Source organism: Tsukamurella sp. II2bb, from assembly GCF_057815145.1.
This window is the reverse complement of record NZ_JBYPZI010000003.1, coordinates 84,735-97,101: the sequence shown is the minus strand read 5'-3', so window position 1 is coordinate 97,101 and position 12,367 is coordinate 84,735. Positions and strand designations below refer to the sequence as shown.

General features: G+C 70.8%; 12 protein-coding genes. 7 read left to right on the top strand and 5 right to left on the bottom strand.

The window, feature by feature from the left end; all coding sequences use genetic code 11:
* Nucleotides 1-66 precede the first annotated feature (66 nt).
* From AC21LY_RS08935 to hrcA, 4 genes are all read right to left on the bottom strand, one after another.
* Nucleotides 67-789: an alpha/beta hydrolase family protein gene (locus AC21LY_RS08935; RefSeq protein WP_489046078.1), complete on the bottom strand. Its 723-nt coding sequence runs from the start codon at nt 787-789 to the stop codon at nt 67-69.
* A 57-nt stretch (nt 790-846) separates the two neighbouring features.
* The gene (locus AC21LY_RS08930; protein WP_489046077.1) at nt 847-1,605 is read right to left on the bottom strand and encodes a 16S rRNA (uracil(1498)-N(3))-methyltransferase; all 759 of its coding nucleotides are present in this window, start codon (nt 1,603-1,605) and stop codon (nt 847-849) included.
* A 6-nt stretch (nt 1,606-1,611) separates the two neighbouring features.
* Nucleotides 1,612-2,775: a molecular chaperone DnaJ gene (dnaJ, locus tag AC21LY_RS08925; RefSeq protein ID WP_489046076.1), complete on the bottom strand. Its 1,164-nt coding sequence runs from the start codon at nt 2,773-2,775 to the stop codon at nt 1,612-1,614.
* 124 nt (nt 2,776-2,899) lie between these two features.
* Complete coding sequence (hrcA, locus tag AC21LY_RS08920) at nt 2,900-3,934, bottom strand: heat-inducible transcriptional repressor HrcA (protein ID WP_489046075.1); 1,035 nt, start codon at nt 3,932-3,934, stop codon at nt 2,900-2,902.
* A 58-nt stretch (nt 3,935-3,992) separates the two neighbouring features.
* On the opposite strand from hrcA, the gene AC21LY_RS08915 reads away from it, so the two are divergent.
* The 3 genes from AC21LY_RS08915 to AC21LY_RS08905 all read left to right on the top strand — a co-directional run bounded on the left by AC21LY_RS08915 (nt 3,993) and on the right by AC21LY_RS08905 (nt 5,778).
* Nucleotides 3,993-4,343 (top strand): type II toxin-antitoxin system VapB family antitoxin, encoded by a 351-nt coding sequence (locus tag AC21LY_RS08915; protein ID WP_489046074.1) that lies wholly within the window; start codon nt 3,993-3,995, stop codon nt 4,341-4,343.
* Nucleotides 4,344-4,352: 9 nt separating this feature from the next.
* Nucleotides 4,353-4,976: an SIMPL domain-containing protein gene (locus AC21LY_RS08910; protein WP_489046073.1), complete on the top strand. Its 624-nt coding sequence runs from the start codon at nt 4,353-4,355 to the stop codon at nt 4,974-4,976.
* 67 nt (nt 4,977-5,043) lie between these two features.
* Entirely contained in the window at nt 5,044-5,778 is a 735-nt protein-coding gene (locus AC21LY_RS08905; protein ID WP_489046072.1) for an SIMPL domain-containing protein, read from the top strand.
* A gap of 1 nt (nt 5,779) precedes the next feature.
* On the opposite strand, the gene hemW is transcribed toward AC21LY_RS08905, so the two are convergent.
* Nucleotides 5,780-6,967 carry a radical SAM family heme chaperone HemW gene (gene hemW, locus AC21LY_RS08900; protein ID WP_489046071.1) on the bottom strand — a complete coding sequence of 396 codons (1,188 nt, stop codon included), beginning with the start codon at nt 6,965-6,967 and terminating at the stop codon, nt 5,780-5,782.
* A 263-nt stretch (nt 6,968-7,230) separates the two neighbouring features.
* Here hemW and AC21LY_RS08895 point away from each other — a divergent pair, with 263 nt between their 5' ends.
* The 4 genes from AC21LY_RS08895 to AC21LY_RS08880 are packed head-to-tail and all read left to right on the top strand — an operon-like array spanning nt 7,231 to nt 11,889.
* Entirely contained in the window at nt 7,231-8,955 is a 1,725-nt protein-coding gene (locus AC21LY_RS08895; protein WP_489046070.1) for a nitrite/sulfite reductase, read from the top strand.
* Complete coding sequence (locus tag AC21LY_RS08890) at nt 8,952-9,674, top strand: phosphoadenylyl-sulfate reductase (RefSeq protein ID WP_489046069.1); 723 nt, start codon at nt 8,952-8,954, stop codon at nt 9,672-9,674. The genes AC21LY_RS08895 and AC21LY_RS08890 overlap by 4 nt, the downstream gene beginning before the upstream one ends.
* Nucleotides 9,653-10,612 (top strand): sulfate adenylyltransferase subunit CysD, encoded by a 960-nt coding sequence (gene cysD, locus AC21LY_RS08885; protein ID WP_489046068.1) that lies wholly within the window; start codon nt 9,653-9,655, stop codon nt 10,610-10,612. Before AC21LY_RS08890 ends, cysD begins: the two co-directional genes overlap by 22 nt.
* Nucleotides 10,612-11,889, top strand: a complete 1,278-nt coding sequence (locus AC21LY_RS08880; protein ID WP_489046067.1) for a sulfate adenylyltransferase subunit 1 — start codon at nt 10,612-10,614, stop codon at nt 11,887-11,889. The genes cysD and AC21LY_RS08880 overlap by 1 nt, the downstream gene beginning before the upstream one ends.
* Nucleotides 11,890-12,367: the final 478 nt, after the last annotated feature.

The window sequence follows — 12,367 nt, the reverse complement described above, 5'->3', positions numbered from 1 at the left end:
CGGCTCCCGCGCGGCCCCGGCACCGCGGATCGGCACCACGGATCACCGGGCGCCGCGGCCCCGCGCTCAGCGCGCCGAGAGCTCCTCGATCGCGGCGACCGTGGCGGCGTGCCCCTTCGATCCCGGCTCGAGGAAGTCGTCGTGCCCCTCGCCCTCGATCATGGTCAGCGTCACGTCGTTCATGCCGTTCTCCTGCGCCTTCTGCAGGAACCACTCGGAGAGCTGGTAGGGCACCTGCTCGTCGCGCCGGCCGTGCAGCACCCGCACGGGCGTGGCGAAGGGCATCTGCCCGACGGGGCTGGCCTCGGCGAAGGTCCGCTTGAGCAGGCGCGGGTTGGCGTTCGGCCCGAGATCGAAGAGCAGCCGCATGGACTGGTCACCGTCGCCGCGCTCGATCAGGTCCAGCACGCCGCCGCGGGAGATGACGCCCAGCAGGTCCGGACGCTGGGCTGCCGCCCACACGGCGAGCGTGGCGCCGGCGCTGTGCGCCGCCACGATGTGCCCGGCGTCCTTGGCCAGCTTCGCGGTGCCGTAGTCGATCGCGGCGAGCACGTCCTGGCTGAGGATCGGCCAGGTGACGCCGGGCTCACCCACGCGGCGGTACTCGACGTTCCACACGGGGTAGCCGCGGTCGCTCAAGTCCTTGGCGACCTTCGCCTCCATCTTCATCGTGTAGAGGTTGCGCCAGAACCCGCCGTGCACCAGCGTGATCAGCGGCTTGTCCTTGTCGCCGGGGTAGAAGTGGCCGTGCTGCGAGTCCTCGCTGCCGTAGAAGATGCGACGCGCCATCGTGTCCGAGCACTCCTTCGTCCCAGCCGCCGGCCGGCACCCCGCCGGTCGGGTCGGTCAGTCCGGCGGCGTGCCGGACCATCTGTCGGTCATCACTCCCAGAGCACCCAGGGCGACGGCGGCCGCGGTGGAGGTCCGCAGCACCGTCGGGCCGAGGAGCGCGGGCTGCGCACCGATCCCGACCAGGGCATCCAGTTCCTCGGGGCTGATTCCGCCCTCCGGCCCCACCACGATAACGACGGTTCCGGTTACTGAGAAGTCAACATCGCCCAGCGGGACCGCCGAACCCTCGTGCAAGACAACTACATTCGCATCCATACTGGTGAGTAGCGGAAGAAGCTCCCGCGTGGTCACCAGCTCGTGGATCTCCGGAACGTACGCTCGCCGAGCCTGTTTCGCCGCGGACCTGGCCACGGCGCGCCACCGCGCGACCCCCTTCTCGGCCTTGCCCTTGGCGCCGTCCCAGCGCGAGACGCAGCGCGTGGCCTGCCACGGGACGATCGCGTCGATACCGGCCTCCGTCGCCAGCTCGACGGCCAGCTCGGACCGGTCGGACTTGGGCAGCGCCTGCACCAGCACCACCCGCGGCGACGCGGGCGGCACCGTCCACGCCGCGGAGCAGCGCAGCGTCACCTCCGCCTTGCCGACGGTGACCGCCGAACACCGGGCGAGGCCGCCGGCACCGTCGGAGAGCACGATCTCCTCGCCTGCCTTGACGCGCCGCACCGCCGCGGCGTGGCGCCCCTCGTCTCCGCCCAGGACGTACTCCTCCCCCGTCGCGGGCAACGATTCCGCGAGGAAGACGGTGGCCGCCACCTGCGGCTACCGGCCGGCGAAGGTATCGCGCAGGCGCGAGAAGATGCCGCCGCCCTGGTCCGGCCCGCCGCGGCGCGCGGCGTGCGGCCCCTCGCCCGGGAACAGCGCCTTGAGCTCGCGGAGCTTGTCGGCCTGCTTCTTGTCCAGGCGCGCGGGCACGGCGACCTCGAAGTGCACGACCAGGTTCCCGCGGACCTGCGAGTTGACCTGCGGCATGCCGTGGCCGCGCAGGACCTTGGTATCGCCGGTCTGCGTGCCCGCGGGCACCTCGACCGTGAGCTCGCCGTCGATGACGGTGGGCACCACGACCTCGGCGCCGAGCGCCGCGTCGAACATCGGCACCCGCGCGGTGACGTGCAGCGTGTTGCCGTCGCGGGTGAGGAAGTCGTGCTCGCGCTCGGTGACCTCGACGTACAGGTCGCCGGCGGGGCCGCCGCCGGGGCCGACCTCGCCCTGGCCGGCGAGGCGCACGCGCATGCCGTCGCCGACGCCGGCGGGGATCTTCACGGTGAGATTGCGGCGGGTGCGCACGCGGCCGTCGCCGCTGCACTTGCCGCAGGGGTTCTCGATGACCTCGCCGACGCCCGCACAGGTGGGGCACGGCCGCGAGGTCATGACCTGGCCGAGGAAGGACCGCTGCACCGACTGCACCTCGCCCGCGCCGCGGCAGGTGGGGCAGGTCGAGGGCTTGCTGTCGCCCTCGGTGCCGGCGCCGTGGCAGCGGTCGCAGAGGATCGCGGTGTCGACGGTGAGCTCGCGGCTCACCCCGTTCGCGCACTCGTCGAGGTCGAGTTCCATGCGGATCAGCGCGTCGTTGCCCTCGCGGACCCGGCCGCGCGGGCCGCGGCCCCCGCCGCCCATGCCGCCGCCGAAGAAGGCCTCGAAGACATCGCCCAGACCACCGGAGAAACCGCCGCCGAAGCCGCCACCGCCGAACCCGCCGCCCGGCGAGCTGTCCAGCGGGTCGCCGCCCATGTCCACGATGCGCCGCTTCTCGGGATCGCTGAGCACCTCGTAGGCGTCCGAGACGTCCCGGAACTTCTCCTGCGCCGCCTCGTCCGGGTTCACGTCCGGGTGGAGCTCACGGGCCAGCTTCCGGTACGCGCGCTTGATCTCCTGATCGGAGGCCTTCGAATCGACCCCGAGGATGCGGTAGTAATCACGAGCCACGTCTGCGAAATCCCTCTACGAATCGGTGCCAGTCCGCGGACCTGATCGGACCGCGCTCAACCCATGATTCCACCACACCGGCGAATCGGACCATTCGCGCAGGTCGCGGGCCGCGAATCGGCCGTCAGCGCTCGCCGAGCACCTCACCGACGTAGCGTGCGACCGCGGCGACGGAGGCGATGGTGCCGGGGTAGTCCATGCGGGTGGGGCCGAGCACGCCGACGCCGCCGAAGATCGCGCCTGGGGCGCCGTAGCCCGTGGAGATCACCGACGCTCCCCGCAGATTCTCCTCCTGTGTCTCCGAGCCGATCGCGACGGAGACGGTGCCGGGCTGCTGCCGCGCCGTGAGCAGCTTGAGCACCACCACCTGTTCCTCCAGCGTCTCCAGCACGCTGCGCAGCGAGCCCGAGACCGCGTCGAAATCCGCGGCGTTGCGGGTCAGGTTCGCGGTGCCGCCCAGCACCAGCCGGTCGTCCGCGCGCTCGACCAGGGTCTCGACCAGCACCGTCGATATCCGGATCACCGCGTCCCGCAGGTCCCGGGGAGCGAGCGGAGCCAGGTCGGCGACGCTCGTGGAGGCGTCGGGGATCAGCTTGCCGTGCACGGCGGGGCCGAACAGCTCGCGCAGGCGGGAGAGGTCCTCGTCGGACACGGGCCCGCCGAGTTCGACGAGGCGCTGCTCGACGCGGCCCGAGTCGAGGATGACCACGAGCAGCAGCCGTGTGGGCGCCAGCCCGACGACCTCGAGGTGGCGCACCCGCGCCGAGCTGATGACCGGGTACTGGATGACGGCGACCTGCCGGGTCAGCTGCGCCAGCAGCCGGACGGACCGCTGCAGCACGTCGTCCAGGTCGACGCCGGTCTCCAGGAACTGCAGGATCGCCCGGCGCTCCGCCGCGGACAGCGGCTTGATCTGCGCGATCCGGTCGACGAACTGCCGGTACCCCTTCTCCGTGGGGATCCGCCCGGAGCTGGTGTGCTGCTGCGTGATGTAGCCCTCGGCCTCGAGCACGGCCATGTCGTTGCGCACCGTGGCGCTGGAGACGCCCAGGTGGTGCCGATCGACCAGCGCCTTGGATCCGACGGGCTCGTGCGTCTCGACGTAGTCGGCCACGATCGCCCGGAGCACCTCGAACCGCCGGTCCTCCGTACTCGACATCGCGCCGCCTTCCGCTCGTATCCTCGGACGACCAGTTTACGCGGGATAAACTCGGCCGGTGATCTTCAAGGGCGTTCTCGACGGCAAGCCGTATCCCGATCACGGCCTCGCCGCCCGGGACTGGTCGCAGATCCCGCCGCAGCAGGTCCGGCTGAACTCCATCATCACCACGACCACGGTGCTGGCGCTGGACCGGCTGCTCTCGGAGGATTCGACCTTCTACGGCGACCTGTTCCCGCACGCCGTGGACTGGAACGGGGATCTGTACCTCGAGGACGGGCTGCACCGGGCCGTCCGCGCGGCGCTCCGGGGCCGCGAGGTCCTGCACGTCCGCGTCCACGCGCTGCCGCCCGGCACCCCCGCGCGTCCGGCATCCTCGAGGCAGGGCAGACACGCCCGCAGGGACTGAGAGGAAACCATGAGCCGCACCGTCCGCCTGACCGGTTCCGGCGTCGCCGCCGCGACCCCCGATGTCGTCGTCGCCCGGATCGGGGTGGAGTTCCGCGCCGAGGACGTGGCGACCGCCTTCTCCGGGGCGGGGACGGCGGCGCGCGCGGTGGTCGCCGCGATCCGCACGGCCGGGGTGGCCGACGGGGACGTGGCCACGTCGAACCTGGGCCTGCAGGCCGTCGAGACGGGTCCCTGGGAGGACCGTCGGCTGGACGGTTACGCCGCGACCGAATCGCTCACGGTGACCATCCGCACCGTCGCCGACGCCGCCGCGGTCCTGCAGGCCGCCGCGACCGCCGCCGGCGACGCGGCCCGGATCGAATCCGTCAGCTTCGCCCTGTCCGACGGTGCCGCCCCCGCGGCCGCGGCCCGCGAGGCCGCCTTCGCCGACGCGAGGGCGCAGGCCGAGCAGTACGCCGCGCTCTCCGGCGACGCCCTCGGCGCCGTGCTGGCCATCACCGACGACGCCGCGCCGGGCCCGCGCGCCGAGGTGCTGCTCGCGGCGAAGTCCGGCACTCCGGCGGGGCCGGCGATGGAGGCGGGCGAGCGCCTGGTCACCGCGCGGGTCACCGTCGAATGGGAGTTGGTCTGACCGTCCCGCCGGTTGCCGTAACGCGGGATCCGCTGCGGTGGCGCGCCCCCGCTGCCACCCTGGGACCATGACGAACACCGGATCCAGGAAACTGCGCGTCACCGGCGTCGCGCTCCTCGCGGCGGTCGCACTGGGCGGCACCGTGACGGCGTGCGGGTCGTCGAGCACGACCAACGACTCCCCGCGCGAGATCACCGCGGTCGGCACGGGCGACGCCTCCGGCAAGCCGGACGTGCTGACCGTGCAACTCGCCGTCCAGCACCAGGCCGGCGACGTGACGACCGCGCTCAACGACGCCTCGGCCAGCGCGCAGAAGGTGATCGACGCGGCCGGCGCGAACGGCGTCGACAAGAAGGACATCGCCACCGCCAACGTGCGCGTCAACCCCCGCTACGGCACCGACCGGCAGATCACCTCCTACGAGGCGACGCAATCGCTCACCGTGAAGGTCCGGGAGCTCGACACCGCCTCGAAGCTGCTCGGCGATCTCACGACCGCCGGCGGCGATGCGACGCGGATCAACTCCGTCGGCTTCGACATCGAGAACGACTCCTCGCTCAAGGCGACCGCCCGGGACAAGGCCTTCGCGGACGCCAAGAGCCGCGCCGAGCAGTACGCCAAGCTCTCCGGCGGCAAGCTCGGCAAGGTCCGGACGGTGTCCGAGGGCGCGCCGGTCCGCCCCACCACGTCCCGGTTCTCGGCACCCGACGCCGGTCCGGCCGCTGCAGCCGCCCCGGTACCGATCGAATCCGGCGAGCAGTCGCTCACCGTCACGGTCACGGTGGTCTGGGCGCTGGCCTGACTCAGTCGAGGATGCGCCGCACCACCCCGTCGGCCAGCAGCCGCCCGGCGTCGGTGAGCACGTAGGCGTCCCGCTCCCGGACCAGATTCCCGACGGTGACCTCCGCCTCGGCCCGGGAGGCCTCGTCGGGCCGCAGCACCGCCGCCGGGATGCCGGAGCGCATGCGGACGCGGAGCATGACGTCCTCGACGTGCCGGTCCTCATCGCCGAGCACCTCATGCCCGGCGATCGGCAGGGCGCCGCGCCCGACGGCCTCGGCGTACCGGGCGGGGTGCTTGACGTTCCACAGCCGGGTGCCGGCGACGTGGCCGTGCGCGCCGGGGCCGGCGCCCCACCAGTTCGCGCCCTCCCAGTAGAGCTCGTTGTGCCGGCACCGCCCGGCGTCGGTGCGCGCCCAGTTGGACACCTCGTACCAGTCGAAGCCGGCGTCGCGCAGGGTGCGATCGACCATCTCGTAGCGGTGGGCGAGCACGTCGTCGTCGGTGTCGGGGAGCTCGCCCCGGCGGATCCGGCGGGCCAGCGCTGTGCCGTCCTCGACGATGAGCGCGTACGCGGAGACGTGGTCGACGCCCGCGTCGAGCACGGCGTCCAGGGAGGCCCGCAGGTCGGCGTCGGATTCGCCCGGCGTGCCGTAGATGAGGTCCAGGTTCACGTGGTCGAAGCCGGCCTGCCGCGCCTCGCGCGCCGCCGCGACCGCCCGCCCCGGCGTGTGCGTGCGGTCGAGCACGCGCAGCACGTGCTCCGCCGCCGACTGCATGCCGAGCGAGATCCGCGTGAAGCCGGCCTCGCGCAGCCGGGCGAAGAACTCGGGCGACGTGGACTCGGGGTTGGACTCGGTGGTCACCTCGGCGTCGTCGGCGAACCGGAAGTGCCGGCGCGCGGTGTCCAGCAGGCCCGCGAGCCCGTCGCCGCCGAGGAGCGACGGTGTGCCGCCGCCGACGAAGACCGTCGAGACCTCCGCGTCGCCGAGGGCCTCCCGCGCCAGCGCCAGCTCCGCGTCGATCGCCTCCGACCACGCCTGCGGCGATGTGGACGCGCCCAGCTCGCCCGCGGTGTAGGTGTTGAAGTCGCAGTAGCCGCAGCGCGTGGCGCAGAACGGAACGTGCAGATAGAGCCCGAACGGCGTCGCGTCACCGTCGAGCCGGCTGAGCTCGGGGGTGGCGGGCGCAGGGGTCGAGGGCGCGGACACGCGTCCAGTCTGGCAGGTCCTCGAGCGAGCGGACTTTCGTGCATCGGTGAGCGGAACCCGATTCCGCTTTCCCGCCCATCGGGTGGCACAATGATCTCGATGGATGGACAGGGTGAGCTGCTGGCGTCGCGCCGGCACATCGATTACCTGCGGGTCTGCAGCAGCGGCTGTCGGGCCTGATCTGACGACGCCTTCTTCCGCGTCGTGTGCCCTGAGCGCCACCAGCCCTGGCGCGCCCATCCCCTGACATTCCAGGAGTCCCCATGACGTCGATCGCCGACGCCTCCGCCAGCTCCGCCGCCGGCGCGGCCCCCACCCGGCCCGCGCGCACCCGGCCCGTCAAGCGCCGTTCGGAGGGCCAGTGGAAGCTGGGATACCGCACGCCGCTGAACGCGAACGAGCAGACCAAGCGCGACGACAACCCGCTCAATGTTCGCGCCCGGATCGAGAACATCTACTCGAAGCAGGGCTTCGACTCGATCGACAAGGCGGACCTGCGCGGCCGGATGCGCTGGTGGGGCCTCTACACCCAGCGCGAACAGGGCTACGACGGGACGTTCACGGGCGACGAGAACATCGACATCCTCGAGGCGCCCTACTTCATGATGCGCGTGCGCTGCGACGGCGGGAAGCTGACCGCGGCGCAGGTGCGCACCCTCGGCGAGATCTCCACGGAGTTCGGCCGCGACACCGCCGACCTCTCGGACCGTGAGAACGTCCAGTTCCACTGGATCGAGATCGAGAACGTCCCGGAGATCTGGAAGCGTCTCGAGGCCGTGGGCCTGAAGACCACCGAGGCCTGCGGCGACTGCCCGCGCGTGGTGCTCGGCTCGCCCCTGGCCGGCGAGTCCTTCGGTGAGATCCTCGACCCGTCGCCCGCGATCGACGAGATCGTCCGCCGCTACATCGGCGACCCGAAGTACTCGAACCTGCCGCGCAAGTTCAAGACGGCCATCTCGGGCCAGCAGGACGTGGTCCACGAGATCAACGACGTCGCCTTCGTCGGCGTCGTGCACCCCGAGCACGGCCCCGGCCTCGACCTGTGGGTCGGCGGCGGACTCTCGACGAACCCGATGCTCGCGCAGCGCGTCGGCGCGTGGATCCCGCTCGACGAGGTGCCCGACGTCTGGGAGGCCGTGGTCTCGATCTTCCGCGACTACGGCTACCGCCGGCTGCGCTCGAAGGCGCGGCTGAAGTTCCTGGTCAAGGACTGGGGCATCGAGAAGTTCCGGCAGGTGCTCGAGGACGAGTACCTCGGCCGCAAGCTGATCGACGGCCCCGCGCCGGAGCAGCCGGAGCGCCCGATCGACCACATCGGCGTGCAGAAGCTGCGCAACGGCCTCAACGCCGTCGGCTTCTCCCCCATCGCCGGCCGCGTCTCGGGCACCGTCCTGAGCAAGGTGGCCGACGCGATGGAGCGGGTCGGTACCGACCGCGCCTCGTTCACGCCGTACCAGAAGCTGATCATCCTCGACGTGCCCGACGACCGCGTGGATTCGCTCATCGACGAGCTGGCACCGCTGGGCCTGCAGGGCCGGCCGTCGATCTGGCGGCGCAACCTCATCGCGTGCAGCGGCATCGAGTTCTGCAAGCTCTCCTTCGTGGAGACCCGCAAGCGCTCGCAGGTTCTGGTGCCGGAGCTGGAGCAGCGTCTCGCCGACATCAACGCGCAGCTGGACGTGCCGATCACCGTGAACATCAACGGCTGCCCCAACTCGTGCGGCCGGTCCCAGATCGCCGATATCGGCTTCAAGGGCCAGCTCGTGGACGACCACGAGGGGAATCAAGTCGAGGGATTCCAGGTTCACCTTGGTGGCAGCCTCGGGCTCGACAGCGGTTTCGGCCGCAAACTTCGCCAGCACAAGGTGCTGTCGACGGAACTCGGGGACTACATCGAACGAGTGGTGCGGAACTTCGTCACGCAGCGCGAGGCCGGCGAGCGCTTCGCGCAGTGGACGCTCCGCGCCGCGGAGGAGGACCTGCGATGACCGCACCGTCGAACCCCCTGACCGGACGCGACGCGGACGAGCTCCGCGCTCTCGCGGACCGCGCGGCGAAGGAGCTGGAGGGCGCGGACGCGCTCACCCTGCTGCGGTGGACCCTGGACACGTTCGGTGAGGACTTCGTCGTCGCGTCCAACATGCAGGATGGGGTGCTGGTGCATCTCGCCAAGCAGGTGCAGGAGCGGCCCAAGGTGCTCTTCCTCGACACCGGCTACCACTTCCCCGAGACGATCGGCATGCGCGACGCGGTCGAGTCGATCTACGAGGTGGAACTGCTCAACGTGACGCCCGCGCAGAGCGTCGGCGAGCAGGACGCGACCCTCGGCAAGGATCTCTTCGCGAGCGATCCGGCGCAGTGCTGCAACCTGCGCAAGGTGGTGCCGCTGCGGGAGACCCTCAAGGGCTACCGCGCATGGGCCACCGGCATCCGCCGCGTGGAGTCGCCGACCCGCGCGAACGCGCCGTTCATCTCCTTCGACGAGGGCTTCGGCCTGCTCAAGGTGAACCCGATCGTCGACTGGACCGACGAGCAGATGCAGCAGTTCATCGTGGAGAACGGCATCCTGGTGAACCCGCTGGTCGACGAGGGCTACCCGTCGATCGGCTGCCAGCCCTGCACCAACAAGCCCGCTCCCGGTTCCGATCCTCGTAGCGGCCGATGGGCCGGTTCGACCAAGACAGAATGCGGATTGCACGCCTCATGACCATCACAGAGCCCACGGAGCGCACCGTGACCACTGACGGAAACACCGACTTCAGCACGCTCGACGCGCTCGAGTCGGAGGCCATCCACATCTTCCGCGAGGTCGCGGGCGAGTTCGAGCGCCCGGTGATCCTGTTCTCCGGCGGCAAGGATTCGACGGTGCTGCTGCACCTCGCGGTGAAGGCCTTCTGGCCGGCGCCGTTGCCCTTCGCGCTGCTGCACGTGGACACCGGCCACAACCTGCCGGAGGTGCTGGAGTTCCGGGACCGGATGGTCGAGAAGTACAACCTGCGCCTGCACGTGGCGAAGGTCGAGGACTACCTCGCGGACGGCCGGCTCGAGGAGCGCGCCGACGGCATCCGCAACCCGCTGCAGACGGTGCCGCTGCTCGACGCCATCTCCGAGAACCGGTTCGACGCCGTCTTCGGCGGGGGCCGCCGCGACGAGGAGCGGGCCCGCGCCAAGGAGCGCATCTTCTCTCTGCGCAATGCCTTCGGCCAGTGGGACCCGAAGCGGCAGCGCCCGGAGCTGTGGAACCTGTACAACGGCCGGCACGCGCCGGGCGAGCACGTGCGGGTGTTCCCGATCAGCAACTTCACCGAGCTCGACATCTGGCGGTACATCGCCCGCGAGGACATCGAGCTGGCGTCGATCTACTACGCGCACGAGCGCGAGGTCTACGACCGCGACGGCATGTGGATGACCTCGGGCGTGTGGGGCGGCCCGCGTGACGGCGAGGAGGTGCAGACCCTGTCGGTCCGGTACCGCACCGTCGGCGACGGCTCCACCACCGGCGCGATCCTCTCCGAGGCGTCCACGAACGAGCAGATCATGGCCGAGGTCGCCGCCTCGCGCCTCACCGAGCGCGGTGCCACCCGTGGCGACGACCGCGTCTCGGAGGCTGCGATGGAAGATCGCAAGAAGGAAGGCTACTTCTGATGTCGCAGGCTCCCGCGCTGCTGCGCCTGGCCACCGCCGGCTCCGTCGACGACGGCAAGTCCACCCTGGTCGGGCGGCTGCTCTACGACACGAAGTCGGTGCTCGCCGACCAGATCGACGCGGTGACCCGCGCGTCGGTCGACAAGGGTCTCGACACCCCCGACCTGTCGCTGCTGGTCGACGGCCTGCGCGCCGAGCGCGAGCAGGGCATCACCATCGACGTGGCCTACCGCTACTTCGCGACGCCCAACCGCTCGTTCATCCTGGCCGACACGCCCGGGCACGTGCAGTACACCCGCAACACGGTGTCCGGCGCGTCCACGGCGCAGGTCGTGATCCTGCTGACCGACGCGCGCAAGGGCGTCATCGAGCAGACCCGCCGGCACGCCGCCGTGCTCTCGCTGCTGGGCGTGCCCCGCCTGGTGCTCGCGGTGAACAAGATCGACCTCGTCGAGGACCCCGCGACGGTCTTCCAGGAGATCTCGGCCGAGTTCCGCGCGCTGACCGCCTCGCTGGGCTGGGCCGACGATGCCGTGCACGCGATCCCCGTCTCCGCCCTGCACGGCGACAACGTGGCCTCCCGCTCGGACCAGACGCCGTACTACGACGGCCCGTCGCTGATCGAGCACCTGGAGTCGATCCCGACCGATCCCGACACGAAGCCCATCGGCTTCCGCTTCCCGGTGCAGTACGTGATCCGGCCGCGCACCCCCGAGTACCCCGACTACCGCGGGTACGCCGGGCAGGTCGCCGCCGGCACCGTCGACGTGGGCGACGAGGTGCTCGTCCTCCCGGCGGGCACCCGCAGCCGCGTCGAGCGCATCGACACCCCGGACGGCGAGCTCGCCTCGGCGCACACCGGTCGGTCCGTCACGGTGATCCTGGCGGACGACGTGGACGTCTCCCGCGGCGACGTCATCGTCTCCGCCGCCGACGCCCCCGAACCGCGGCAGCAGTTCGAGGCGACGGTGTGCTGGCTGGCCGAGAAGCCCCTGCGGATCGGCGCGCGGCTCCTGCTCAAGCACGGCACGAAGACGACGCAGGCGATCGTCGGCGGGCTGGACGCCGTCTTCGACGAGCAGAACCTCACCGTCGGCGAGGGCACCACGCTGGAGCTCAACCAGATCGGCCGGATCTCGGTGCAGACCGCCGAGCCGATCGTCGCCGACGACTACGACAAGAACCGGGAGATGGGCAGCTTCCTGCTCATCGACCCCGCCGGCGGCAACACCCTCGCCGCGGGCCTGGTCGGGGACGCCCTCGCCCACCTGGTCTGAGCAGGTCGACGGTGCCGGCCGGGTTGCCATTCTTCAGCCCGGTCGCCATTCAGGATGTGATGACGCCGCGTTCCCGCGGGGGTTGCCAACTGCTCATCGGGTTGCAACCACCCGCGCGAGCGAGGAACGCTCGCGAGAACGGCTGACCTGTGCGACGGCGGGCACTCGACTAGCGACCTGAGGGAAGATGAACTCGTAGGCGAGCCCACCGGTACACATGTCAGCTCCACTGGAACTCGACGCCGCTCGATTCAGTCATATCGTAAAAATCACCGCGGCGCACAACCTAATTTCGCGACCCGACCGACGGTTCCACCCTCGCCAGTCTTGTTACCAAAGCCGGACGCCTGCCGATTTGTAATAGCAAGAAATGATCTGGAGATTTTTCGATACCCATCCTTGACCACTTCAGATCACAGAGCAGTCATGACGTGTTACGCTCGCCGCGATTGCACTCCGCGCACGAATAACGAAGCCC